We start from the raw sequence: 25,955 nt of genomic DNA, 5'->3' as shown, positions 1-25,955 counted from the left end.
TTCAGAAAGAAGCCGCACAGTATGCCCGTGTGGCGCCGCCTTGGCCCAGGCTCAGGAGGCCGCCTGGCGCCGGGGCGCGGCGCCCCGCACCTCGAATCGAACTCGATCGATCACCGTGTTGCCTTCGCGCAGTTCCAGGGTGTGGCGGCCAGGCCAGGGCAGCCAGGGCTGTGGGCTGCCAGCCGAAGTGGTACGCAATCGCTTGCCATCAAGCCACCAGCTGTGCCGGCGGCCCAGGACCGTGCCTGTTTCAAAGCTCAGGCGCTGTACGTTGGGCGGGATGTCGGGATCCAGGGCGTAGATGGCGCTGTCCTGCGGATTGCGGATGACCCGGAGGACCGGCGGCGGCTGCACCTGCCATACGGCCTGTTGGGTACCTGCGATGAACCATTCATCGCGTGCGGGTTCGGCCTGCGCCCAACCCGCAAAACGGACGGGCTGCTCGATCACCCCCGCGGGCGGCGTGGGCGGACGCGAGGGCGTGCCCCGGTGCAATTCGGCCATCAGGCGTGACCACACGGGCGCGGCGCCGGTGGTGCCGCTGACAGCCTGCATGGGCGCGCCGCTGGCGTTGCCGATCCACACGCCGACGGTGTAGCGGTCGCTGTAGCCCAGGCACCAGTTGTCGCGCATGTCCTTGCTGGTGCCGGTCTTGACGGCGGCAAAGCCGCGTGTGGCGAGCTGGCTGTCCAGGCCGAAGGTGGCGGCCCGGGCGCTGTTGTCTGCCAGGATGTGGGTGACGAGGTAGACGGCCTGGGGCTGCATGACGCGGCGGGGGGGCTGGGCTGCCGATGGTCGGGCCTTCGTGTCGATGGGCAGCCAGCGGACGGGCGACCACACGCCGCCCTGCGCCAGCGCCCGGTAGGCATTGGCCAGGTCGCGCAGGGTGACTTCGGCGCTGCCCAGGGCCAGGCCTGGGCCGTAGAACCCGCCGGGCTCGCGCAAGGCCAGGCCCAGCGCGTTGAACCGCTGGGCCACGGCCTGTTCGCCCAGCATGGCGCCGGCACGCACGGCAGGGATGTTCAGGCTGCTGCCCAGCGCGTGCCGGGTGCTGACCCAGCCCTTGAACTGGCGGTCGTAGTTCTGCGGGGTGTACAGGCCATTGGTGGTGGGCATCTGCACGGGTGAATCGTCGAGCAGGCTGGCCGGTGTGAGCAGGCGGCGCTCGAAAGCCAGCTCATAAATGAAGGGCTTGAGGGTGGAGCCGGGCTGGCGCCGTGCGATGACGCCATCGACCTCGCGCGCGGAGGCCAGGCTGCCGGCCGAACCGACCCAGGCCAGCACGTCGCCCGTGGCATTGTCCAGAACGATGACGGCCCCATCCTCGACATCACGGCGGCCCAGTTCGGCCAACTGCTGCTTGAGCAACTGCGTGGCCAGGCGCTGTGTGGTGGCATCGAGCGTGGTGCGCAGCGCCGAGGGCCACGGTGCGGCGGCGCCTTTGCCCTGGCCCGCTTCACGCGCGGCCTGCAGGACCTGGCGAGCGGCATGAGGGGCCGCCTGCTCGCCCAGCGGCATGCCGCCCTTGCGCTGCAGTGCGGCCTGGGTGAACAAGGCCAGGCCGGCACAGCCTTGGCCTGGCTGCATCTGGCGCAAGACCTGGCAGGCGCGCTGGCTGACGACGGCCGGCGCGGCATTGGGGCCGCGCACCAGGGCAGCCGCGATGGCGGCCTCTTGTGCATCCAGGCCCGAAGGGTGTTTGCCGAACAGGGTGAGCGACAGGGCGTGCAGGCCGACCAGCTCGCCCCGGAAGGGCACCAGGTTGAGGTAGGCCTCTAGGATGTCGCTCTTGCGCCATTGGCGCTCCAGCGTGGCGGCGCCCATGGTCTGGCGGAGCTTGCCCGTGATGCTGCGGCCATCGGCGGGGCGGGCCTGGGCCTTGTCGAGCAGGCCGGCCAGCTGCATGGTGACGGTGGAGGCCCCACGCGTGCGCTGGTTCCAGGCATTGGCCCAGGTGCTGGCGGCCACGGCGCGCCAATCCACACCACCGTGTGCCCAGAAGCGCTGGTCTTCGGACAGCACGATGGCCATGCGCAGGGCGGGCGAGACCTCCTGCAGGCCGACCCAGGACAGGCGGCGCGCGCGGTTGTCAACGCGCACGGTCTGCAGGGGCTGACCATGGCGATCGAGCAGGCTCAGGTCGCTGGGCGTGTAGGCCTGGCGGACCTGCTGGTAGCTGGGCAGGGCATGGACCACCGTCGTGGCGAACCCCAGGGCCATGGCGGCCCACAGGATCGCCGCGGGGCGCCGTGTCACGGCTTGACCTCCACCACGGCGTTGGGCGCTTCGCCGAAGCTGTCCGGTGCGTACAAGGCCTCGATGCGCGTGGGCGGCATCTGGAAGCTGCCCGGGTTGTTCAGGCGCACGGTGTAGTCGATCTCATGGTGGCCCTTGGGCATCCATTCGTAGTACGCGCGGTAGGCATCGAAGCGGCGCTCGACATAGGCGGGCCAGATGCCCTGTTGGGTCTCGCCCCGGGTGGACAGGGCGGAGTCGCGGCCCAGGCCGCTTCCCATCACGGTGCTGCCGGCGGGGATGGGGTCGTTCAGGGCCACCCAGGTCATGTCGCTCTGGGCATCAACGACCAGGCGCACGCGCAGCAGCGTGCCGCGTGGCAGGGGCCCCGCAGGCACAGGCTTGAGCTCATCGCCATCGACGATGGACACCTGCCGCTGCACGCGGTAGCCCGCGCTGAGCGGGGCCTTGAGCGGGATGGCCGCGAGCGCCTGAACGGTGAGCCAGGGCTTGCCTGTGCCTTGCTGCTGTGCGGTGAGCGGCGTGATGGCCGCGCGCTGATTGGCCGGCACGACGGGCCAGGGCAGACGCTGGCCACCTCCTTGCGGTTGGGCCGACCAGTTGTGGCTCAGGCTGACGCCGCCCAGCTGGGTCACGGTGGTGCCCGTGACGGGGACGTTCTCGAAGCGCTGCGAGAACTTGTCGAGCGCCAGAGAACCCCACAGGTTGGCGGTGGTAGTGAGCCAGGCGCCCTGGCGCTGTCGGCCCAGGCTGCCGGTCACCAGTCGGGGCAGCTCATCCTTCCAGCCCGGGCGGTCGATCACGGCCAGGATCAGGCGCGCGGCGTTGGCGTCGGCGCTGTCCATCAGCCACCACCAGAAGTCATCGGCCTCGGTGGAGAACTTCAGCGTGGTGCCCGCATAGGTCAGGCGGGCGCGCAGGGTGTTCTCGGCCTCGGCCAGGCGCTGGTCGCGCGAGGGAATGCCGTCCAGGCGCTGCAGGATGTTCAGCCAGTCGATCAAGGCCGCTGTGGGCCAGATCTGAGGTTCGATGGTGACGCTGTCGAGCATGCGCGGCTCGGCGCGGCCATAGCGGCTCAGGGCTTCGATGGCCGCCAGCTTGCGCACCGCCAGGTTCAAAGTCTGCGGTCGGCCGGAGGGGCTCCAGGATTCGCGCATCACGCGGCCCTGCACGAAGGCGGTGAGGCCTTCGAGCATCTGCTCACGCGGTTTGTCGGGCAGCGCAAACCCTGCTTCATGGGTGGCGGCCAGCAGGTAGGCGGTGAGCCGGTCGTTGCCGCGGGGGGCATCGCCTGCGGATGGCGGGAAGTACAGGGCCAGGCCGTCGCTGTCGAGGTAGGTGGGCAGGCGCTTGGCCACGCTGTCCCACAGGGCTGCATCCTTCAAGCCAACGGCCTTGGAGGTCTGCTGCTCCAGGCACACGAAGGGATAGGTTTCGAAGTAGCGACGCAGGCCGGGCAGGGCGCCCGTGAGCTTGGGCTGCACCTCGATGCGCACACCGCCTCGGGCACGGGTGCCTTCGGGTGTCGGGAGCGTGAGGCCATCGGCCGGGGGCTGCACGGGCAGGCTCAAGGGGCCGTCGAGTTGGCGCAGCGTGGCCTGCAACATCCGCTCGGGCACGGCGGGCTGCACCTGCTGCTTCAGCGTGACGCGGTCGGCCACGCCCGGGCGAGCCGTGGTGGCCGAGGCCTGCCAGTGCAGCGCGGTGATGCCGGCGGGCACGGTGAGTGTCCAGCGGATCTCGCGGGCGCCTTGCGCTGGCACGTCCACCTCTTGTGCGGTGGGCGGCGGCGTGGTGTTGCCCTCGGCTGGTTTGAGCTCTGCCCGCACCTTCATGGGCTGGCCCGTGGTGTTGCGCAAGGTGAAGAGGGCGTCGAAGCGGTCGCCTTCGCGCACCAGGGGCGGCAGGCCCGACAGCATCCGCAGATCCTGGCTGACCTGCACGCTGGCACTGCCCGTGCCAAAGGCCTCCTGGGGCGGCGAGGTCTTCAGGCGGCCGGGGCCTTGGGCGATGGCCACCAGGCGGAAGCTGGTGAGCGAGTCGTTGAGCGGCACGTCGATGACGGCCTCGCCATTGGCATCGAGCGCGACATCGCCACGCCACAGCAGCAGGGTGTCGAACAGTTCGCGGCTGGCGCTGTGGCCGCCACCACCGCCGGGGGCGATGGCCTTGCGGCCGTAGTGGCGCCGGCCGATGATCTCGTTTTGCGCAGTGCTGGTCTGGACGCCCCAGGCACGGTCCTGCAGCAGACCGTCGAGCAGCTTCCAGGAGGGGTTGTCGGCCAGGGCCAGCAGGGCCTCGTCGACCGCGGCGAAAGCGACTTCGCCTTGGACGGGCTGGCCGCCTTGCGTGACACGCACCTTGGTGCGCACGGTCTGGCGGATGCTGTAGCGCTGCTTGTCGGGGGTGACAGCCACATCGAGCTCATGCAGTGCGCGGCCGATGTGCAACTGCGCCACGCCCAGCTTGAAGGAGGGGCGCGACAGGTCGACCATGGCGGTGGGCGCCTGGTACTGGCGGCCCTCGTTCCAGTAGGCGTCCCACCAGGCCAGCGGCTTGCGCCAGCCCCAGGTGAAGAAGGAGTACCACGGCACCTCGTGCACGCGGCCACGCAAGGCCATCACGCTGACGAACACATTGGGCGCCCAGCTGGTGGCTTTCGGGATGGGCAGTTCAATGGTCGGGTCGTCGCCCTTGAGCGTCAGCACCCGGCTGTCGATCACACCTTCGCGCTCGACCGTGACCAGCACCGTGGCCTCGCGGTAGGGCATGCGCACCTGCAGGCGTGCGGTCTCGCCGGGCTCGTAGCTTTTCTTCTCGGGCAGCACGTCCATGCGGTCGTCGTTGTCCTGCGAGAACCACAGCTCGCCATGGCGCGTGACCCACACGGTGGTGGCGGCTTCGGCGGCGTTGCCGCGTGCGTCCTTGGCCTGGGCGACCAGTTCCACTTCGCCAGCGGAATCCAGTTCGGCCTCGCACAGCAGCAGGCCGCGGGCATCGGTCTGGCCGCTGCACACGGTGCCCAGGTCCTTTACCTCGGTGCGGTTGTCGTAGCTGTAGAAGCCCCCGACGATGCGCTTGCGCGTGCTCAGGTGCTGGCTGACGCGGGCGATGACCTTGATGTCCTGCTTGGGCAGCGGCTTGCCGGTGGTGTCCAGCGCCAGGGCCTGGAACTTGACCTGGCCGCGGGTGCTGGCCCAGCTGCCTGTCTTCAAACCCAGCACCACCTGGCTGGGCCACAGCGCCACCTCGGTGGACACCGTCTGCACCTCGCCGTTGGGGTCGTTGAAGCTGAGCTCGGCCTGCACGGCCATGGGCCGGCGCGTGGGCGGCAGCTTGGGCAGCACGATGCGGGCATTGCCCTCGCGGTCGGTCACCAGCGGCAGCTTGTCGGCGATCAGCCGGCCGCCTGCGGCCTGGCCAGGGTCGCCCTCGTCGCCGTTGTCATCGTCGTTGCTGGCCTGGGCGTTGTCGCGCGGCGCGCGGGGCGGTTCGAAATTGAATTCGTCATACCGCGCGAAATGCACATTGCGCTCGCGCAGCAGGGCGCTGACACGGCCGGGCGCACCGCCAAAGCCACCGCCCGACAAAAAGCTCATCTGCACGGACAGCGGCAGTTCGGCGGGCGAGACCTGCAGGTCCTTGGGGCCGGCCACGCGGGCCTGGATCAGCGGCAGGCGGAACTCTTCGACGCGGAACTGTCCGGCAAGCGTGCCGTACTGGCTGCCGGGGCCCTGGCCACGCAGGTAGACCTCGTAGACACCGAGCTTGGCATCCTGGGGAATGGCCCAGGTGGACAGGGCGGTGCCGTTGGGGCGCCAGGTCAGGGGCTGCGTGATCTCGTCGCCACTGCCGGTGTGCACGATGCGCAGGCTGGCGGGCCAGCGCTCGCGCGGCAGGGCGGCCAAGCCATGGCGGGTCTCCACGCGTGCGAAATGCTTCATCGACACCGTCTCGCCAGCGCGCAGCAGGGCGCGGTCGGTGACGGTGTGCACGCGCATCTCGTCTGCCGTGTTGGTGTACTCGGGCGAGGCGGTCGGCACGTTGAAACGCCAGGGCTCGACGCCCTTGTTCCAATCCGTGAACGCGAAGGCCAGGTCCGTCTGCCCCTTGTAAGGCCCTTGATCGATGGCCTTGCGGGCCGAGACGAACAGGCCGTTGTCGACCAGGCAACCTTCATAGCGGGAGACGGCCAGCGGCTGGTTCACCACGGCACGCCCTTGGGCATCGGTGCGGCCTTTCCACAGCGGCTCGCCGCGGCAATTGCTGATGGCCACGTCGGCGCCCGGCACCGGACGCGCCTTGTCCAGCGTGGTCACCCACACCAGGCTGTTCTCGCGGCCCAGCTTGAAGTGCACGCCCAGGTTGCTGACCAGCACACCGGTGCGCACATACATGGGGGCGGGCTGCGCCAGCAAGGAGGCACCCAGCCGGGGCGATGCGACCTCGACCACGTGATAGCCAGGGCCGGGCAGGGGGATGCCGACGACCTCGAACGGACGGGTGTCCTTGGCATCGGTGGGCGGCAGCTTCAGGGGTTGCGTCTGTTTTTCCGCATTGAGCAGCGACAGCTCGCGCGCGCCGATGCGGCGTTCGGTCTCGTAGCGGATCTCGCGGCCGTTGCCGTCGCGCTCGATGCGCCATTCCTTCCACTGCGATGCCGGGCGGCCGAGCTCCTTCGCGCTGAAGGAGGTCTCGTGGTGTTTTTGCACCTTGGCGATCCAGCGCAGGATGTCGATGTCCTGCGTGAGCGTCTTGCTCTTGCCGTTGAGGCCGGCCTTGCTGGCATCGAGTGTCTTGATGCCCAGGTCGGCCTCGACATGGCGCACCGTGATGGGCAGCAAGGGCGGCTGACCGGGATCGCTTTCCAGCTCGACCACGCCGAAAGGTGCCGTGGCGAACTTGGCCAGTGGCGGCATCCCGCCTGTGCGCACGGCCATCGGGAAGGCATGGGCGTTGGCCACGGATCGGTCGGCGGTGTCTTTGAGCTTGGCCGGCAGCACCACCGCCAGGTTGGCGTTTTCGGGCAGCGGTGCCTTGAAGGTGAGTTCTTCGACGGTGTCGCGCTTGTCGTCCTTGTCGAACCAGGGCTTGAGCGCGTCGCTGCCGTCGCGCTCGATGCGCACCTGTTCGGCCAGGGCTCGTGGCACGGGCGCAGAGAAGCGCACCGTGAGCGGCCGCAATGGCAGGCAGGGCGCCTGGGCCTTCTCGCGCTCGCAGCTGAACTCCACCTCGAAGGCGGGCCGCACGTTGAAATCGAACTGCTGGGCCTGGCGTGTCACGGCCTGCGGCAATGACTTGGCCGCAATGCCCGCACCCCACACCAGCCGCACCGCGGCCTGGTTGGGCAAGGGGCGCTGGCAGCGCACCAGCAACTGGCGCTCATCGCCCGTCTTGAGGCCGCGGCTCTTGAGCACGGCCTCGCGCGGTGCGCCGGTGACCACCTCCAGCGGCAGGCGTTCGCCCACGCCTTCCACTTCGCACCAGGCCTTGTCCTTGAGGCTGGCCGGCAAGGCCGGACCGTTGAGGGTGAACAGCCAGTGCTGCTGTTCCTCGACCTCGCCACCAGACGGCGACACACGAACCACCGCGGGCCCGCCAGTCTGGAAGGCAAAGGCCTTGGGCTGGTTCCAGGTACCAGCCGCCGAGACCGCCGGGCGCCAGTTGGTGCGGGGCTTGGCCTGGCAGCGCACGCCTGGCCCCAGGTCTTGCTCGAAGTCGTAGACCCATTGTCGGTCGTTGATCCAGCGGCCTTCACCTTTGCTCGCGGCGCCCTGGCACTCAAGCCCGTAGGGGGCATCCTGGCGCAGATCACCGAGCGGCACGACGGCCTGGTCGAAGCGGACCACGACCTGACGCACCTGGGTCACCTCGCCCTGCGGGGTGCTTTGCACCACGGTGGCTGCGTATGCCGCAGGCAGGCAGGACAGGAGCGCCGTGAGGCCTGGCAGACAGGCCAGCAGAGGGCGCCTTGCCAGAGAAACCGTCAAACCAAAGATAGCGCCAGACCTCATGCGGTTTGTCTCCCGTGTGTGACTCAGACCTGCCCTGTGCGTGGGCGGGTGTCAGTGTAGGAGCAAACGAAAAGGGGCGCCCGCGAGCGAGGCAGTGAGTGTGGGCGCAGCGAGGATCAGGCTGCCTGGACCCTGGGGAAAGCGGGCGCGCTGGTGGGCGCGACCAAGCCTCCTGTCACGAAATCGCACAGGTGATCGAGCAGCACCAGGGGATGTTCCTTGAACATGTCGGACAGACCGAAAGAGGTTTGTCGGCTGAGGATGCTCATGTCGGCCAGCCCGTGCAGCAAGGTGCAGCCCACCAGCACGCCGCGGTGCATCAGCACGTCGATGGACTGCTGCGGCATCAGGGCATGCAGCACCACGACCACATCGCGCCAGTAGCTCCAGGCGCTGTCGAACAGGCGGCTCTGACCTACCACGTCGCGCTGCCAGGTCAGGCGAGACAGGAAGCGGATGGCCATGCGCCCTTCGTAGGACGAGGCGTACAACGTGACGAAGGGCATGATGGCGGTGGAAACCAGCTCACGCACGGTCAGCCCGCCCTGCGCCTGTGCGGCGAACAGGGCGTCCATGGCCTGGCGCTGCAGCGGCTGAAGTTGCTCGTTGACGTGGTCGACGACGGCACTGAGCAGGCCATCCTTGCTCTGGAAGTGGTAGTGCACTGCCGACGGGTTGGACTGGCCGGCGGCCGCCACGATCTGCCGGAGCGACACGCCATCGATGCCATGCTTGGCAAAAAGGGTCAGCGCGGCGCGAATGATGTTGTCGCGTGTGGCGCGCTCACCGGCGGCGCCTCGCGTGCTTTTGGCGCGGGGGGCGGCGGGTGATGGAGGCAAGGCAGTGGTCATACAGGGTCATTCTGTCGCGTCCGGTTACGAAACAGCATCGTGCCTCAGGGACAGTCCCGCCCCTTGAACTCGGGGTAAATGGTGTTTCCAGCCCGGCATGCAGGCCTTCCGTCTTGGGATCAACCCGGAGGCAGCCCTCGCATGCAGGACAATGCGCGCCATGACCGCGAACCCGTCGACCTCCCAGCCCTCGTCCATGTCTGGCATTCGCCTGCTGGGTTTCCCGCTGGCGTTGGTGGCCTTGCTGGTGCCCACGCTGTTGGCCGAAAGTGATCCGCCCTCCATCACGTTCTACAACCAGGCCCTGGGCGTGTTCGGCTGGGGGCTGTGGATGACCGCGCTGGCCTGGTGGATCGGGCATGGCGATGAATCCAGGATGAAAGCGCGAGGGCCGGTGCAAGGGCTGTCCGTGGTGCTGTGGCTTTGTGCTGGCTCGGCTCTGGGCTCCGTATGGTCCACGGGCCTGCCCTTGGGCATGGGCCTCATGGCCGCAGGCCTGGCCTTGTCGGCCTGGCTGGTGATGTGGACTGCCTGGCGCGCGGCGCACCGCATCGAGGTGGCCGAGCTGATGGACCTGGTCTGCGCGGGCCTTGCCTGGGCCGGCGTGGTCGGAGTGGTGCTGGCCGTGATCCAGGTGTTCGTGCCGCAGCTGGCCGACGGGATGTTCATTGCCGAGCCCACCACGCCCGGCCGTGCCGTGGGCAACCTGCGCCAGCCCAATCACTTCAGCACCTTGCTGTTCTGGTCGGCCTGTGGCGCCGCGTGGCTGGGGCGGCGCGGGCGCTGGCCCATGGAAGCGGCGCAGATCATGGTGGTGCTGTGCATCGGCGCCATCGTGTGGACGGCCTCGCGCACCGGCATGCTGGCCATGGTGCTGCTGATGCTGTGGGGCTGGCGTGACAAAGGATTGCCACGATCACTGCGGTGGCTACTGCTGGCCGCGCCCCTGGTCTATGGCGCGTGGTGGCTGGGCATGTCGTGGTGGTCCCATGCCGGTGAGGGCCATGTCTTCGCCGGTGAGTCGCGCCTGCATGACGGCAGCGACATCTCCAGCTCCAGGTTCAAGATCTGGGCCAACACGCTGGCACTGATCCAGCAGAACCCCTGGACAGGCGTGGGGTGGGGAGAGTTCAACCTGGCCTGGACTTTTTCTGAATTTCCGCAGCGGCCCGTGGCCTTCTTCGACCACACCCACAACGTGCTGCTGCAGTGGGCGGTGGAGCTGGGCGTGCCCATGGCCCTGCTGCTGACGGCCTTGAGTGCCTGGGGCTTGTGGGCATTGTGGTGGCCCGCTCGCGAGAACACCGATGCTGTGGTGCCCGCTGCGGCCACCATCGTCAGCATGGCGGGACTGCACAGCCTGCTCGAATACCCGCTGTGGTACAGCTACTTCCTGCTGCCCACGGCCTTCGTGTGGGGCCTAGGGCTGGCGGCGCGTGCCCGTGTGCAGGCCGAGCCCGTCGTGCCGGCTTCTGCCAGGCACGATGAATCCCCTCCGACTGCATGGCTGCATGTGGCGCTGGCCGCGTTGCTGGTGGTGGGTGCGAGCTGGGCTGCCATCGATTACCAGTGGGCCGCCAACATCTACGCGCCGCGGGCGGGGGCCGGTCCGCTGGAGGAGCGGATCCAGCATGGGCAGAAGCGCCTGTGGTTCGGCTACCAGGCCGACTACGCCGATGCCACAGGCCCGGACGAGGGCGAGCCCTCACGGCCGCCGCAAGCCTTCCGGCGCACGCTACACAACCTGGTCGATTCGCGGTTGATGATCGCGTACGCGCGTTCACTGGCCGAGAACGGGCGCGTGGACCAGGCCCGCTACGTGGTGCAGCGCCTCAAGGAGTTCAACAACCCGATGGGGCAGCAGTTCCTGGCGGTCTGCCGCAAGCCCGAGGTCCTGAAGAACTCGGCCGGGCGGCCTTTCCAGTGCGATCTGCCCACGGGGCGCTACACCTGGCGCCAGGTGCTGCCGCGCTAGATCCCCAAAGCGCGCCTTGGCCCGCGTTCAGGGCCGAGGCGGCGCCGTGTCAGCCTCGCGCTGCCAGTGGCCACTGCGCCCACCGCGCTTTTCCAGCAGGCCCACGTCGGTGATCGTCATGCCGCGGTCCATGGCCTTGCACATGTCATAGATCGTCAGCAAGCCCACCTGCACGGCGGTCAGGGCCTCCATTTCCACGCCGGTCGGGCCGACGGTCTGCGCGGTCACACGACAGACAACGCCGGGCAGCGTGTCCAGGCATTCGAGTTCGACCGCGACCTTGCTCAGGGGCAGGGGATGGCACAGGGGGATCAGGTCGGCCGTGCGCTTGGCACCCTGGATGGCCGCGATGCGGGCCACACCGAGCACATCGCCTTTGCCGGCCATGCCCTGCACGATGGTGCGCAGTGTGTCGGGCGACATGCGAATGCAGCCCTGGGCCACGGCCACGCGCAAGGTGGCCGGCTTGGCCGAGACATCCACCATGTGGGCCTGGCCCTGGTCATCGAAGTGGGTGAGGGAAGACATGCGATCGATCATCCAGCGGTCGGTTTTTGGGTGGGGCGGCCGGGGCTGGCTTGTCCGGATGTAAAAGCCCACCATACCGTGCTCATTGTGGAACCAAAACAGGGCTTGCGGCTTCCAATCAGCGCATACTGAGAGGCTTACCACGCCCTTGGCCCGATGAGTATTTCGAACCGACTGCGCCCTGCCCACCCTTCCGCCTTGCACGGGCGTCGTTGCCGTTCCCAGCATCTGGCGAGCATCGTGGGCATGGGCTTGCTCGTCATGCCGCTGGCGGTGCCGCCCTCGGCCCTGGCGCATACCGCGCCCGTCAGCGCGGTATCACGCCAGTCCAGCGTGGACAGCAACCTGCTGCCAAGCCTGGGCGACGTCAGTTCGCAATCGCTCAGCCCGGCGGCCGAGCGCCGTCTGGGCGACCGCATCATGCGGTCCATCCTGCGCGATCCGGACATCATCGACGACCCGCTGGTGCTGGAGTACATCGCCTCGGTATGGACTTCGCTGCTGGCGGCTGCCCGCCACCGCGGCGAGATCGGCCCTGATCTGGAAGGCGTCTATGCCTGGCGGCCCTTCCTGGTGCGCGAGCGCAGCGTCAACGCCTTCGCACTGCCCGGCGGCTACATCGGCGTGCACCTGGGCCTGCTGTCCATGACGCGCACGCCCGATGAGCTGGCCTCGGTGCTGGCGCACGAAATGTCGCATGTCACGCAGCGGCACATCGCGCGCATGATCAGCCAGTCCAAGCAGACCTCCTGGGTGGGCCTGGCCAGCATGATCCTGGGTGTGCTGGCGGCCAGCCGGGCGCCCCAGGCCGCACAGGCCATGATCATGGGCGGTCAGGGCATGGCCATCCAGGGGCAGCTCAATTTTTCGCGCGACATGGAGCGCGAAGCCGACCGTGTCGGGTTCGGCGTGCTCACGGATGCGGGCTATTCCCCCGGGGGCATGGCGCAGATGTTCGAGCAACTGCAGCAGGCCTCGCGCCTGAACGACGACGGCAGCTACCCCTATCTGCGCAGCCACCCGCTGACCACCGAGCGCATCGGCGAGGCCCGTGCCCGCATGGGGTCGCAGGCCTGGAACGCCGCGATCGCGCCCCAGGCCGACGATGCCCAGACCCTGCTGCAGATGCGCCATGGGCTGATGGCCGCGCGCGCCCGCGTGCTGATGGACACCCGCAGCATCTCGCTGCAGCCGCTGGTGCGCCCCCCTGTCTTGCCGGACAGCGCGACGCCCGTGGAGCGCCTGGCGCGGCAGTACATGGCCCTGCTGGCGGCCACCCGGTTGCGTGACCGCGGTGAGGTCGAACGCACCCTGGCGCAGGCGCGCAAGGAGGCCGAAGCCTTGCCCCGGTCCATCCAGGCCGAGGCCCGCCGCCTGCTCACGCTGGCCGAAGTGGATGCCGGTGTGGAGACGGGCCGGGCCGCGCAGGCCCAGGCCACCTTGCAGCAGGCACTGGCCAACCCGTCATCGGGCCTGCAGTCACGCGGCCGTCCCGAAATCATGGCTTTGGCTCGTACCACGCTCAGCCTGCCCGATTCCCGCGCTGAACCCGGGGCGCTGCAGGAGGTGGTCAACGCCCTGCAACCCCACCTGAGCAACCAGCCCGAGGATGCTGCGGCCTGGACCTACCTCAGCTCGGCCTGGTTGCGTTTGAACCAGCCCTTGCGCGCCGTGCGTGCCGAAGCGGAGGCCAGTGCGGCCACCGGCGATCTGCAGGGCGCCATCGACCGTGTGGACGCGGCGCGCAAGCGCTTCACGCAGCCCACCTCCTCCGAGGTGATCGAGCTGTCGGTGCTGGATTCACGCGTGACGCGCTGGCGCCAGACCATGCGCGACGACAGCCGCGACGACCTCTAAAGCGCTGTCCTGTTTTCCTCCAAGACGCCTTTTTGACAAGGGCCTCTTGATGAATGAGAATAATTCCCATTAACATTGCGCCTGTCTGTCATCACGAAGCGAGCCCTAACGGCCCGCGACGCCCCAGAAGGAAGCATTGTGGAAAACCGTTCCCTCCCCGCCCTGAAATCGCAGCTGAACGAACTGCTCGATGACATCCTGGCGCACGACGGGTTCGGGACCATCCGGGTGGATGTCCGCCTGCTCAAGCGGGGGCAGAAGGAGGTCATCCTGGACTGCGGCAAGCAGTACCGCTTCGTGGTGGATTTCCCAGCCTCGGTGTCGGCCGCCGACACGGGGCATCGCACAGCCTGATCAGCCCAGGAGCCCACCGATGTCTGCTTTGAACACCGCCCCGCAAGCGCACGTGCGCCAGCAGTTCGCCGCTTTGCGCCAACAGGGCCTGCGTGCCCGCGATGCCGCGGGCAAACTCGGCATCAGCGAGGGAGAGGCCCTCGCGGCGCACGCCGCCAGCCACATGCACCCGGCGCAAGAGGCCGACAGCCTCTACAGCGCCACGGTGCTCGAGGGCGACTGGATCGCCCTGCTGCAGGGCCTGGAGGCGGTAGGCCCTGTGATGGCCCTGACCCGCAATGAGAGCGTGGTGCACGAAAAGATCGGGGTGTACCGCAACGTCAGCGCGCAAGGGCCGGTGGGGCTGGCGCTGGGCGCGGAAATCGACCTGCGCCTGTTCCTGATGCATTGGCATGTGGGCATGCATGTGGTCGAGCGCACGGCCAAGGGCGAGCAGCACAGCCTGCAGTTCTTCGATGTGCACGGCCAGGCTGTGCACAAGGTGCATGCGCGGCCACAGTCCGACCTGCAGGCGCTGGAACAACTGGTGCAGCGCCATGCGCGGCCTGAGGCGCGCCCCCTCTTCAAGCCGGGCCAGTACCAGCCGCCGGCCGATCGGCCCGATGCCGACATCGATGCGGCCTCCCTGGACCAGGCCTGGTCGTCCATGAAGGACACGCATGAGTTCTTCAGCCTGCTCAAGACCCACCAGGTGGGCCGTGCGCAGAGCTTTCGTTTGATGGAGGGGCGGCACACCCGCCGCACACCACTGGTGGCGGTGGAGTGGTTGCTGCATCGCGCATCGCGCGGGGGCCTGCCCATCATGGTCTTCGCTGGCAACGCCGGCTGCCTGCAGATCCACACCGGTGCGGTGCACCGCATCGAGACCATGGGCCCCTGGCTCAATGTGCTCGACGAGGGCTTCAACCTGCACCTGCGTGCTGACCAGGTGGCCGAGAGCTGGCTGGTCAGCAAGCCGACCGCGGATGGTGTGGTCACCTCGGTCGAGTTGTTCGATGCCCAGGGCCAGTTGATCGCCATGTTCTTCGGCGAGCGCAAACCTGGCAAGCCCGAGCTGCCTGCCTGGCGCGCACTGGCCCATGGGTTGATGCAGGCCGATGCTGCTGCACTGGAGGTGGCCGCATGAAGCGCCGTCTGCTGTTGCAAGGCGCTGCCGCCTCGGTGGCACTGGGCCATGCGGCCCTGGTGCGCGCACAAGGAAGTGCGCCTCGTCTCGTCAGCCTCAGTGGCGGCATGACCGAGGTGGTCTACCGCCTCGGCGCGGAAAGCCTGCTTGTGGGCACCGACACCACCAGCACCTATCCGGCCGCCGCCTTGCAGACGCCCAAGGTGGGCTACATGCGCCAGCTCTCGGCCGAAGGCGTGCTGGCGCTGCGGCCCACCGCGCTGCTGGCCACGAACGAGGCAGGCCCGGCCCGCGTGCTGGACCAGCTCAAGGGCGCCGGCCTGGCCCTGCATTTGGTGCAGGCCGACCACAGCTTTGAAGAATTGCGTGCCAAGGTGCGTGTGGTGGCCCAGGCCAGTGGGCGGGTCGAGGCCGGCAAGGCGCTGGAGGCCGATCTGCAAACGCAGTGGCAAGCCGCGCTGCGCAAGGTGGCGCAGGCCGATCAGCAACGCCGCAGCCAGGGCCATGCGGAACGTAAGGTGCTGTTCGTGATGGCCCACGGTGGCCGCCCGCAGGGCGCGGGCACCGACACCGCGGCGCACGCCATGATGACCTTCGCCGGGGCGCGCAACGTGCTGTCGGGCGGCAGTGGCTACCAGGCCCTCACGGCCGAGGCCGTGGCCCAGGCAGCCCCCGACATCATCCTGACCACGCAGGATTCCGTGGACGCCAGTGGTGGCCTGCAGCGCTTCTGGCAGTTCCCTGGATTGGCCTTCACGCCCGCGGGGCGCCAACAGCGCGTCGTGGCCCTGGACGCCATGGCCTTGCTGGGCTTCGGCCCCCGCCTGCCCCAGACGCTCGACGACCTGCGGCAGCGCCTGGCATGACCGTGAGCACCCTCAAGGCGACACAGGCGCAGGCCGCACCCTGGCTGGTATGGCGCCTGCCTGATGGTCGTTGGTCGCCTGTGGCGCTGGTGCTCAGCGTGGCTGCAGCCTTGTTGCTGGCCCTGGTGCTGGGGGCGACGCAAGGCGCCTATTCCGTGACCTTGGCCGACCTGTGGGCCGGCCCTGCATCGCAAGGCGCCGAGGTGTTCTGGCACATTCGCGCGCCGCGCCTGGTGATGGCCGTGCTCGCCGGTGCAGCGCTGGGCGTGTCCGGGGCCTTGGTGCAGGGCTTGTTCCGCAACCCCCTGGCCGATCCAGGCCTGATCGGGGTCAGCAGTGGTGCAGCCTTGGGCGCTGGTGTGGCCATCGTGATGGCACCCTACCTGCCGCAGGTGCTGGGCTTCTGGCCCGTGATCGCCCTGGCCTTCGTGGGGGGGCTGCTGGTCACCGGGGTGGTGTGGTATCTGTCTCGTGCCAATGGCCTGGTGCACACGCCGCTGCTGCTGCTCGTGGGCGTGGCCATCAATGCGCTGGCCGGCGCCGGCCTGGGCCTGCTGTCGCACCTGGCCAGTGACATCCAGCTGCGCACGCTCACCTTCTGGCTGCTGGGCAGCCTGGGGGGAAGCCAATGGCCCACCACGCTGGCCTGCGCCGTGGTGGTGGCCGCCGTGCTGTGCGTGGCGCCTTCGCAGGCCAGGGCCTTGAATGCGCTGGCACTGGGCGAGGCGCAGGCGCGCCTGATGGGCGTGCCGGTCACCGCGGTGCAACAACGCTGCGTGGTGCTGGTGGCCCTGGCGGTGGGGGCGGTCACGGCACTCACCGGCATCGTGGGCTTCATCGGCCTGCTGGCCCCGCACGCTGTTCGCCTGCTGGCCGGGCCCGACCACCGTGTCGTGCTGCCGGCGTCAGCGGCCGTGGGGGCGGTGCTGGTGCTGCTGGCCGACACCGCGGCGCGCACCGCCTTTGCGCCAGGCGATCTGCCGCTGGGCGTGCTGACGGGCCTGCTGGGCGCGCCGGCCTTCTTGTGGATGCTGCACCGCCGCTTCAAGACGACGACCTGACCCGGAGCAACCAAGACATGAGCCTCACCGCCCAACACCTGCTGTTGCACAAGGCTGGCCGCCGCCTGCTGGACGTGCCCCACCTGCACTTGCCCACCGGGCAGGTGCATGCGCTGCTCGGGCCCAACGGTGCGGGCAAGTCCACCCTGCTGGCCTCGCTGGCCGGGCTGGAGCGCTCGACCGCTGCGCAAGTTCAACTGCATGGTCGTGCGCTGACGGAGTGGGACACGCTGGCCCTGGCCCGTCAGCGCGCCTTGCTGCCGCAGGACAACGCGGTGCCATTCGACTTCAATGTGCGCGACATCGTGCGCATGGGGCGCTACCCGCACAGTGCCCACCCGCATCCTCAAGAATCCACCTTGCTGGATTGGTGCCTGGACCAGGCCGGCGCCCTGCACCTGGCCGACCGCCGCTATGAACTGTTGTCAGGGGGCGAGAAGGCACGCGTGCAGCTGGCCCGTGTGCTGGCCCAGGTCCACGCCCACCCGGACAACGAACGCCCGCGCTGGTTGCTGCTGGACGAGCCCACCGCCGCGCTGGACCTGGCCCACCAGCACAGCGTGATGCGGATGCTGCGCCAACTGGCCTCGCAGGGGCTGGGCGTGGTCGTGGTACTGCATGACATCAACCTGGCGGGGGCCTATGCCGACCAGGTGCTGGTGATGAACGATGGCCGCATCGAGACCTCTGGCGATTGCGAAGAGGTGCTGCAGCCGCAGCTCATCCAGCGCATCTGGGGTGTGGTCTGCCAGCGCCTGACCGTGCCCGAGGCGCGCCGAGGGTGGCTGGCTTTTTCCTGAACCGTCGTTTCGTGTTGGCGGGAATCCTGGGGGACCCCGCCTTTCTCCCGCCGGAATCCATCACGGATTCCGGCGGTTTTTTATGCGCTGGCAAATCCTGTCATCTGAACGGGGCATGAATTCAAGGCACAATCACGCTTGTCGAAAGGGGAGTAGCGCGCAGCCGCCCCGGCTGCGGTGACATCCCGTCAGCACGGTCATGTCCTCTCAAGGACTGGCCCGGGGTCCACAGAGACACCTCCCGCAAGACCTTTCGCGCCAAGTCGTGCATGCTTCGCATTGAAGCGTGCCGTGTTTGACCGTTTGTCTTGTTTGGGAGAACCCTCATGAACACACTGGCGCCAGAATGGCTCTGGTTCGTCTTCGTCATATTCGTCTTGCTCGCGCTCTTCGTGGACTTCGTCGTCCTCAAGAAGCAGGGCGCGCATGAAGTCTCGGTGCCCGAGGCGGTGCGCTGGTCGGCCGTATGGGTGGCGCTCAGCCTGGCCTTCAACGGCCTGCTCTGGTGGGCCTTCGCCCAGAGCCAGGGTACCGAGGTGGCCAACACCAAGGCGCTGGAGTTCCTCACCGGCTACCTGATCGAGAAATCGCTGGCGGTCGACAACATCTTTGTCTTCCTGCTGATCTTCAGCTATTTCGCGGTGCCTTCGGCATTCCAGAAGCGCGTGCTGATGATCGGCATCATCCTGGCGATGGTGTTGCGCACGGTGATGATCCTGGTGGGTGGCTGGCTGATCGCAGAGTTCCACTGGATCCTGTACCTGTTCGGCGCCTTCCTGCTGTTCACCGGCATCAAGATGTGGTGGGCTGCTGACAAGGAATCGGACCTGGAGGACAACCCCGCGCTCAAGCTGCTGCGCCGCGTGATGCACGTGTCCACCAACTTCGACGGCGAGAAGTTCTTCACCGTGCAGAACGGCGTGAAGATCGCGACCCCGTTGCTGCTGGTGGTGGCCCTGGTGGGCTTCACCGACGTGATCTTCGCGGTGGACTCGATCCCGGCCATCTATGCGGTCACCAGCGACCCGTTCATCGTGCTGACGTCGAACATCTTCGCCATCCTGGGCCTGCGCGCGATGTACTTCCTGCTGGCCGCCATGGCCAGCAAGTTCCACCTGCTCAGCTATGGCCTGGCGCTGATCCTGGTGTTCATCGGCACCAAGATGCTGATCGTGGATTTCTACAAGATCCCCGTGCTGGTGTCCCTGGGCGTGGTGATCGGCATCCTGGCCATCACGATGGTCTGGAGCGTCAAGACCGCGCCCAAGGTGCTGTCCGAGCGCTGATCCGTCGACTGCGTCGCCCTTCACATGCCCCTGCGAAATGCGGGGGCATTTTCATTAATGAGAATTGTTCGCATTAATATGAGGGTGCGTTTTGCGCAGCCGGTCGTGCCACCGGCGGGGTAGGTGGAGCATCTCCGCCGAGTCGCTCCGCCGGCTGTGCGCGCTTTGGGGCAAGTGGGGCAATGAGGTGGGCACCGGTCACGGCCAGGTTTCGCAAAACGCATTCTTCTTTCGTGCGTGCCACCTGACTTGCTGCGAACGCCATCACCAACCATGACCTCGCCAATGCTTTCCCCCCGACCGGGGCTGCATGACCTGTCGGACGGCACGCTCCAGCAGGTGCTCACGCATTGGCGCAACACCATCCAGCAGGGCAATGAGCACTACCGGCTCACGGCACCCGGCTCGCTGGCGCAGGCTTTGTCCCTGTTCCAGGACGCCTTGCTGATGGCCGATGTGCTGCTGGAACAGTGGCCGGACGCGGATGTGGCCATGGCGGCCTATGTGGTGTCGCACCACAACCTGGCCGACACCCTGCTGCGCCTGGACGAGACCGACGAGGCCGCGACGCATCTCTGCGTGGCGCATGAGCGGCTGGAGCGCCTGCGCGATGACTTCACGCAGCCATTGACTCGGCGCCATGCGGCCGGGCGACATCTCTCGCGCACGCTGGCCGAACTGGAGCGCTTTGCACATCAGCATGGCAGCCTGCTGCTGGCCCGCTGCATGAGCGAACATCTGCTGGCGCAGCAAGTGCCGCGCGGGGTATTGCACTGAGCCAGCACCGCTGAGCCCGCGAGTCCTTGGCATTTCACGAAGCTGGCAGCCTTTAAACTGCCTGCTGGGCCGCTCTGGTCAAAGGGCGCAAACAATTCAAACATGGGTGCTGTCATGCAAGGCGTGGCGGCCAGGGAGCAGTTGCATGAGCAGGGGAGACAGGGCCACATCGCATGGCCCGAAAGCTTGGCTGGCAGGGCTGTGCCTGTGCCTGGCCATGGTGGGGCCTCAGGCCCATGGTGCAGAGCCGTCACCGATCCCGGCAGGCACGGCCGAGCCCCAGAGCATGAGCCTGCCGACGGAGGCCTATGCGCGGGTGCGGGACGTGACGCACCTGACACTGTCACCGAACGGCGAGCGCATCGCCGGCCTGCTCCACATGGACGACGACACCTACCTCGTCAGCCGGGATGTCAAGGACTCGAAACTCAAGCCGGTTGTCAAAGCAGACAACAAACTCTTCTCCATCAGTTGGGCCCGCTGGGTAGGCAACGAGCGCCTGGTGCTGGGTGTGCGCTTTCCGTCCAGGCGCGGCTATACGCCGGTGGTCGAGACCCGCATGCTGTCCGTGCCCTGGAATGGGGGGGAGCCCATCAACCTGGTGCGCAGCTCACCCTTTGACGCCAACCGCATGCCAGCGCAGCTCCAGGACCACGTGGTGGATTGGATGCCGAAAGATGGTCGCCACATCCTGGTTCAGATGGCCGCGGACGGCGGCATCCTGCCCGCGGTGTTCAAGGTGGACGTGCTCACGGCCCAGCGCCAGATGGTTCATGGTCCTCGCAAGGGTGTGCACACCTGGATGACCGATGCCAGTCACCGTGTGCGTGTCGGCGTGCGCATCGATGAAGACTACCGCGAGCTCATCGCATGTGACCCGGACGGCAAGAACTGGCGCACGTTATGGCGCTGGAAGCTGTTCGCCAAAGATGGCGTCAGGCCGATGGGCTTCGGCAGGGACCCCAATGTGCTGTACATCGAAGCCGACCACGAAGGGCGCGATGCGGTGTTCACCGTGGATCTCTCCCGCCCGGACCTGCCCCGAACCCTCAGGCTGTCCCATCCCCAACGCGATGTCGGTGGCAGCCTGATGCGCTCGGCCGCCACGGGGGAGGTCATTGGCATCCGCGCGGAAACCGACGATGCGCAACGTGCCGAGATCTGGGATCCACAGTTGCGATTGCTGGCCCGGGCCATCGACAAGGCACTGCCAGACCGCTACAACCGCCTGCTGGCGTTCAGTGCGGATGAAAATCGCTACATGGTCTACTCCAGCGGCAACGGCATCCCCGGTGAGTACTACCTGGGGGACCGCGCCTCCGGTGACCTGTTCCTGCTGGCCGAGCAGCATCCGCAGTTGCCAGCTGATCGGATGGCCCGCAAGCGGGCGGTGCTCATCAAGTCTCGCGATGGCCTGGACCTGAGGTCCTACCTCACGCTGCCCAGATCAGGTGCGGCGTTACCTGCAGGCCGGCCCGTCGCGCCATTGCCGCTGGTGTTGCTGCCGCATGGCGGTCCGCACTACAGCGATGACATCGACTTCGACACCTGGACCGAGTTCCTGGCTGCGCGCGGCTATGCGGTGCTCCAGGTGAACTTCCGAGGGTCCACGGGCTATGGGCATGAGTTTGTGGCGGCCGGCCTGCAGCGCTGGGGGTTGGAGATGCAGGATGACCTGACCGATGCTGTGCAATGGTCGATTGATCAGAAGATCGCCGATCCGAAACGCGTCTGCATCGTCGGGGGAAGTTATGGGGGGTACGCTGCCTTGATGGGCGCCATCAAGACGCCTGACCTGTACCGCTGTGTCGTGAGCTTTGCAGGGGTGACCGACCTCATCGACTTGTGGAACCACGAGGCTGACTTTGTCGGTGGCGAAGAGATCATGAACGGCATGATCGGCAATGCCTGGCGTGACCGCGAACGGCTGCGTGCCACGTCGCCAGCGCTGCAGGCTGCGCGCATCAAGGCACCCGTGCTGCTGGTGCACGGCACGGCCGATCGCAGCGTGCCTTACGAACAGGGCGAAGACATGGCCATGGCCTTGCGCAAGGCAGGCAAGCCGCACCAGTTCATCACGGTGGAAGAGGGGGATCATCACCTCAGCCGCAACTCGCACAGCCTGACCTTCTTCAAGGCGCTCGAATCTTTCCTGGCCGAACACATCGGGACCACGGTGCCAGGCAGCAGATCCGTGGCCGCAGCCGCAGGCGCCACGGCCGCCCCATGAAGCGGCTGGCCGTGTCAGCCTGAGGGGCCTCAGCTCAGCGCAGCCTCACGGCGGCGCGCCACTTCGTTCCAGTCGACCACGTTGTAGAACGCGGCGATGTACTCGGGGCGGCGGTTCTGGTAGCGCAGGTAGTAGGCGTGTTCCCAAACATCCAGCCCCAGGATGGGCGTGCGGCCTTCCATCAGGGGGCTGTCCTGGTTGGGGCTGCTTTCCACCACCAGCTTGCCCTCCGGCGTGACCGCCAGCCAGGCCCAGCCGCTGCCAAAGCGCGTGAGGGCCGCCTTGGTGAAGGCCTCCTTGAAGGCATCGAGGCCACCGATGTCCTGGTCGATGGCCTTGCGCAGATCGCCCGTGGGCTCACCGCCGCCGCTGGGGCTCATCACTGTCCAGAACAGGCTGTGGTTGGCATGGCCTCCGCCGTTGTTGCGCACCACGGCGCGGATGCTGTCGGGCAGGGCCGCCAGATCGCCAATCAGCGTGTCAACCGGCGTGCCGGCCCAGGCAGTGCCTTGCACCGCGCCATTGAGGTTGTTGATGTAGGTCTGGTGGTGCTTGCTGTGGTGGATCTCCATGGTCTGGGCATCGATGTGAGGCTCCAGCGCGTCATAGGCGTAGGCAAGTGCAGGCAATGTGTGCATGACAAAGCAGCCCGCGGCAGGCGGGCAGTGGACGTTGGGTGGATGAAGAGGTGAGGCCGGCGGGCCTCAGCAGAGCGGCGGCAGGCGTGGCGTCGCACCTGGACCGGCGTCTGCGGACAGTTCGGTGGAAAGATCGCTTGCCAGCGCGGGCCAACCCGCATGGCCCTCGTCGCCAGGAAAGCCCGGATGCCGCGCCACGAACTGCATCAAGGCAGCGCGGGTGCGGTGAGCGTGGTGCAAGGCCTGTGACACGGGGCCGCTTTCGGCGCCGTTCTGCAGCAGTTTCATGATGCCTTCGTGAGCCTGGCTCAGGTGCTCATGCGCATGCGGGTAGTCGTCCAGCACGTCCAGCAGATCGGCCATGTTGTGGTGCGACACCACCCATGCGGCCAGCAGGGCGTCCCAGCCCGTCTTGGGTGGCTCGTCGTACCGCACGGCCTTCTCCAGCAGGCGCTCGGCCTCCCACAATGCTTCGCGGTAGAGCTGGCGGGCCGCGGCGTACTGGCGCAGCGCCATGCAGCGGTTGGCCCGGCGCGTCAGCTGCTGCCAGCCCAGGACGTCGGTGTCGTCGGGGCGGGTGTCCATGGTCACAGCCCGCCCTGGGTCAGCTTGACCGGGTCCAGCAGCTTGAGCAACTCGTCCCGCGAGAGCTCTGTGTTCTCCGCGGCCACGTCCACGATGGGACGGCCGTCCTTGTAGGCCTTCTTGGCGATCTCGGCGGCCTTGGCATAGCCGATGATGGGGTTGAGCGCCGTGACCAGGATGGGGTTGCGCGACAGCGCATGCGCCAAACCGGTCTCGTTCACCTTGAAGCTGGCGATGGCCTTGTCGGCCAGCAGGTGGCTGCTGCTGGTGAGCAGCGCCAGGCTGGCCAGCAGATTGTGCGCCACCACCGGCAGCATCACGTTGAGCTCGAAGTTGCCCGATTGCCCGGCGATGGTGATGGCCGCGTCGTGCCCGATCACCTGGGCCGCCACCATGGCCACCGATTCGGGGATCACGGGGTTGACCTTGCCCGGCATGATCGACGAGCCAGGCTGCAGCGCCTCCAGCTCGATCTCGGCCAGGCCTGCCAGCGGGCCGGAGTTCATCCAGCGCAGGTCGTTGGCGATCTTGAGCAGGGTCACGGCCAGGCCCTTGAGCGCGCCCGACAGCGCCACGGCCGCGTCCTGCGAGCCCATGGCCGCGAAGAAGTCTGGCGCGGGCTGGAAGCTCTGGCCGGTCAAGGCGCTGAGCTCGCTGGCAAAGCGCACGGCAAAGCCCGGGTGCGCGTTGATGCCCGTGCCCACGGCGGTGCCGCCCTGGGCTAGTTGTTGCACACGGGGCAGCAGGGCCTTGAGCTGCGCGGTCTGCGCTTCCACCTGCGAGGCCCAGCCACCCAGCACCTGGCCCAGCGTCACCGGCATGGCGTCCATCAGGTGGGTGCGGCCGGTCTTCACATGGTGACCCACGTCCTGGGCTTTCACGCGCGTGGCGTTGGCCAGGTGCTCCAGGGCCGGGATCAGCTTCTGACCCAGCAGCAGCGCCGCGCTCACGTGCAGCGCCGTCGGGATCGCATCGTTGCTGCTCTGGCCATGGTTGACGTCGTCGTTGGCGCTCACAGGGCGGCCGAGCTTACGCGTGGCCAGTGTGGCCAGCACCTCGTTGGCGTTCATGTTGGTGCTGGTGCCTGAACCTGTCTGGAACACGTCCAGCGGGAAGTGCGTCATGTAGTCGGTTGCCAGCAGCTCGGTCACCGCGTTGGCGATGGATTCGCCCTTGTCCGCGGGCAACTGCTCCAGGGCCACGTTGGCGCGCGCCGCGGCGCTCTTGACCAGCAGCAGGGCCTCGATGAAGGCCGCCGGCATGCGCCAGCCGCTGACCGGGAAGTTGAGCACGGCACGCTGTGTCTGCGCGCCGAACAGGGCCTCGGCGGGCACGGTCATCTCGCCCATGCTGTCGCGTTCGATTCGGGTGGCGGTGGTCATGTGACTTCCTTGTGTGTGGATCCTTGAATGCAGCAGGCCATCTCTGGAAGGCCCCTGCGAACACCTTAGTGAGAGGGCAAAGACCTTGTCGTCTCTGGTGGCCGGCTTCAGCCCAATGCCGTGTCCAGCACCATCATCAGAACGAAGCCGGCGATCAGGCCACTGGTGGCAAAGCGTTCATGTCCCTTGCGGTGCGATTCCGGGATGATTTCGTGGCTGATCACGAACAGCATGGCACCCGCTGCAAAGGCCAGCCCCCAGGGCAGCAAGGCGGCCGACACGGTCACCACCGAGGCGCCGATCACAGCCCCCAGCGGCTCGACCAGTCCCGATGCGGCGCCCAGGGCCACGGCCATGGCCCGGCTGTAGCCGATGCCGAGCAGGGCCAGCGACACCACCAGCCCTTCCGGCACGTCCTGGATGGAGATGCCCGTCGCCAGGGCGCCCGCACCCACCGGATCCTGGTTGCCGAAGGCCACGCCGATGGCCAGTCCCTCGGGCACGTTGTGCAGCGCGATCGCGAAGACGAACAGCCAGGTGCGCTTGATGGCCTCGGCATGTGCACCGCCTTCGACGCCCTTGATGAAATGTTCGTGTGGCAGCCAGTGCTCCAGCGCCATCATCAGCGCAGCCCCCAGTGCAATGCCCCCGCCGATCGTCAGGGCCGAACCCCAGGTGCCGGCCCCTTGTGCGCGGGCCGCTTCCAGGCCAGGCACGATCAATGAGAAAGAGCAGGCGGCCAGCATCACGCCGGCACCGAAACCCAGCAGGCTGTCGTGCACCCGGGCCGGGATCGTGCGGGACACCAGCACGGGCACGGTGCCCAGCGCCGTGGCCAAGGCCGCCATGCCACCGCCCAGCAACGCATGCATGACCCTTGGATCCGCCTGTTCGGCCCAACTGCGCCAGGCCTGGTTGAGCAGGGCGGCGATGCCGCCTGTGACGATGAGCCAGCCCAGCAACCGCTGCATGAAAGGACGTTGCTTCACCATGATTCGCGGTGGATCTCGAGCGCGGACAGGCGCTGCACCAGCGCCTGCGTGATGCGGCGGTATTCGGAGCTCATGTGCGGTGGTGCATCGCTCATGCGGCCGATGTGCTGCATCACGCCCAGCGGTCGCGCCACCTGGTCCAGGCACTGGCAGCGCCATTGCCAGGGCAGGGCGGTGTCTTCGGCGGTGTCCATCAGCACGTTGGCGGTGCGGTGGGCCACGTCCCAGGCGCAGGCATCGCCACTGTCGTGCAGCCAGCCACCCATGGTGAACAGTTGGTCGATCACCCGCGGATCATCCGGGTACAGCGCACAACGCACGCGCATGGCCAGGAAGTCCCAGCGTTCCATCGGAGGCATGCGGCAGAAGAGGTGTTT

19 protein-coding genes are annotated in these 25,955 nt (G+C 67.7%); 10 read left to right on the top strand and 9 right to left on the bottom strand.

What is annotated here, in order from left to right; translation table 11 throughout:
* Nucleotides 1–51: 51 nt before the first annotated feature.
* The 3 genes from pbpC to EIP75_RS09045 form a co-directional block, all read right to left on the bottom strand.
* A complete protein-coding gene (pbpC, locus tag EIP75_RS09055; RefSeq protein WP_338014915.1) occupies nt 52–2,256 on the bottom strand; it encodes a penicillin-binding protein 1C in 2,205 nt (734 codons plus the stop codon).
* A complete protein-coding gene (locus EIP75_RS09050) occupies nt 2,253–8,153 on the bottom strand; it encodes an alpha-2-macroglobulin family protein (protein ID WP_233584768.1) in 5,901 nt (1,966 codons plus the stop codon). Before EIP75_RS09050 ends, pbpC begins: the two co-directional genes overlap by 4 nt.
* A gap of 233 nt (nt 8,154–8,386) precedes the next feature.
* Nucleotides 8,387–9,121: a TetR/AcrR family transcriptional regulator gene (locus tag EIP75_RS09045; RefSeq protein ID WP_125242940.1), complete on the bottom strand. Its 735-nt coding sequence runs from the start codon at nt 9,119–9,121 to the stop codon at nt 8,387–8,389.
* Nucleotides 9,122–9,281: 160 nt separating this feature from the next.
* Between EIP75_RS09045 and EIP75_RS09040 the strand changes: the two genes are divergently transcribed.
* Nucleotides 9,282–11,096: a PglL family O-oligosaccharyltransferase gene (locus tag EIP75_RS09040; RefSeq protein WP_125242939.1), complete on the top strand. Its 1,815-nt coding sequence runs from the start codon at nt 9,282–9,284 to the stop codon at nt 11,094–11,096.
* Nucleotides 11,097–11,123: 27 nt separating this feature from the next.
* Here the strand turns inward: EIP75_RS09040 and moaC are convergent, their stop codons facing one another.
* Nucleotides 11,124–11,624, bottom strand: a complete 501-nt coding sequence (gene moaC / locus EIP75_RS09035; RefSeq protein WP_125242938.1) for a cyclic pyranopterin monophosphate synthase MoaC — start codon at nt 11,622–11,624, stop codon at nt 11,124–11,126.
* Between the two features lie 246 nt (nt 11,625–11,870).
* On the opposite strand from moaC, the gene EIP75_RS09030 reads away from it, so the two are divergent.
* The 9 genes from EIP75_RS09030 (at nt 11,871) to EIP75_RS08990 (ending at nt 21,981) form a co-directional block, all read left to right on the top strand.
* Entirely contained in the window at nt 11,871–13,481 is a 1,611-nt protein-coding gene (locus EIP75_RS09030; RefSeq protein WP_233584767.1) for a M48 family metalloprotease, read from the top strand.
* 138 nt (nt 13,482–13,619) lie between these two features.
* Entirely contained in the window at nt 13,620–13,835 is a 216-nt protein-coding gene (locus EIP75_RS09025) for a hypothetical protein (protein ID WP_125242937.1), read from the top strand.
* Between the two features lie 19 nt (nt 13,836–13,854).
* The gene (locus EIP75_RS09020; protein ID WP_125242936.1) at nt 13,855–14,961 is read left to right on the top strand and encodes a hemin-degrading factor; all 1,107 of its coding nucleotides are present in this window, start codon (nt 13,855–13,857) and stop codon (nt 14,959–14,961) included.
* Complete coding sequence (locus EIP75_RS09015) at nt 14,958–15,827, top strand: heme/hemin ABC transporter substrate-binding protein (protein WP_125242935.1); 870 nt, start codon at nt 14,958–14,960, stop codon at nt 15,825–15,827. Before EIP75_RS09020 ends, EIP75_RS09015 begins: the two co-directional genes overlap by 4 nt.
* A complete protein-coding gene (locus EIP75_RS09010; RefSeq protein ID WP_125242934.1) occupies nt 15,824–16,888 on the top strand; it encodes a FecCD family ABC transporter permease in 1,065 nt (354 codons plus the stop codon). The genes EIP75_RS09015 and EIP75_RS09010 overlap by 4 nt, the downstream gene beginning before the upstream one ends.
* A 17-nt stretch (nt 16,889–16,905) precedes the next feature.
* Entirely contained in the window at nt 16,906–17,688 is a 783-nt protein-coding gene (locus tag EIP75_RS09005; protein ID WP_125242933.1) for a heme ABC transporter ATP-binding protein, read from the top strand.
* 326 nt (nt 17,689–18,014) lie between these two features.
* Complete coding sequence (locus EIP75_RS09000) at nt 18,015–18,974, top strand: TerC family protein (RefSeq protein ID WP_125242932.1); 960 nt, start codon at nt 18,015–18,017, stop codon at nt 18,972–18,974.
* Nucleotides 18,975–19,259: 285 nt separating this feature from the next.
* Nucleotides 19,260–19,751 carry a DUF2753 family protein gene (locus EIP75_RS08995; RefSeq protein WP_125242931.1) on the top strand — a complete coding sequence of 164 codons (492 nt, stop codon included), beginning with the start codon at nt 19,260–19,262 and terminating at the stop codon, nt 19,749–19,751.
* A gap of 145 nt (nt 19,752–19,896) precedes the next feature.
* The gene (locus EIP75_RS08990; RefSeq protein WP_125242930.1) at nt 19,897–21,981 is read left to right on the top strand and encodes an alpha/beta hydrolase family protein; all 2,085 of its coding nucleotides are present in this window, start codon (nt 19,897–19,899) and stop codon (nt 21,979–21,981) included.
* Between the two features lie 29 nt (nt 21,982–22,010).
* Here the strand turns inward: EIP75_RS08990 and EIP75_RS08985 are convergent, their stop codons facing one another.
* The 5 genes from EIP75_RS08985 to EIP75_RS08965 all read right to left on the bottom strand — a co-directional run bounded on the left by EIP75_RS08985 (nt 22,011) and on the right by EIP75_RS08965 (nt 25,928).
* The gene (locus tag EIP75_RS08985; protein WP_125242929.1) at nt 22,011–22,619 is read right to left on the bottom strand and encodes a superoxide dismutase; all 609 of its coding nucleotides are present in this window, start codon (nt 22,617–22,619) and stop codon (nt 22,011–22,013) included.
* A 66-nt stretch (nt 22,620–22,685) separates the two neighbouring features.
* Nucleotides 22,686–23,204 (bottom strand): DUF2753 family protein, encoded by a 519-nt coding sequence (locus EIP75_RS08980; RefSeq protein WP_125242928.1) that lies wholly within the window; start codon nt 23,202–23,204, stop codon nt 22,686–22,688.
* A gap of 2 nt (nt 23,205–23,206) precedes the next feature.
* On the bottom strand, nt 23,207–24,586 hold the full coding sequence (locus EIP75_RS08975) for a class II fumarate hydratase (RefSeq protein WP_125242927.1): 1,380 nt from the start codon (nt 24,584–24,586) through the stop codon (nt 23,207–23,209).
* Nucleotides 24,587–24,693: 107 nt separating this feature from the next.
* Nucleotides 24,694–25,557, bottom strand: coding sequence for a ZIP family metal transporter (locus tag EIP75_RS08970; protein WP_233584766.1), 864 nt, complete (start codon nt 25,555–25,557; stop codon nt 24,694–24,696).
* 14 nt (nt 25,558–25,571) lie between these two features.
* Nucleotides 25,572–25,928: a FagA protein gene (locus EIP75_RS08965; protein ID WP_125242925.1), complete on the bottom strand. Its 357-nt coding sequence runs from the start codon at nt 25,926–25,928 to the stop codon at nt 25,572–25,574.
* Nucleotides 25,929–25,955: the final 27 nt, after the last annotated feature.

Origin of the sequence: Aquabacterium soli, assembly GCF_003933735.1 — a bacterium.
In the GTDB taxonomy this organism is placed as follows: Bacteria; Pseudomonadota; Gammaproteobacteria; order Burkholderiales; family Burkholderiaceae_C; genus Aquabacterium; species Aquabacterium soli.
This window is presented reverse-complemented; position numbering and strand designations above follow the sequence as displayed.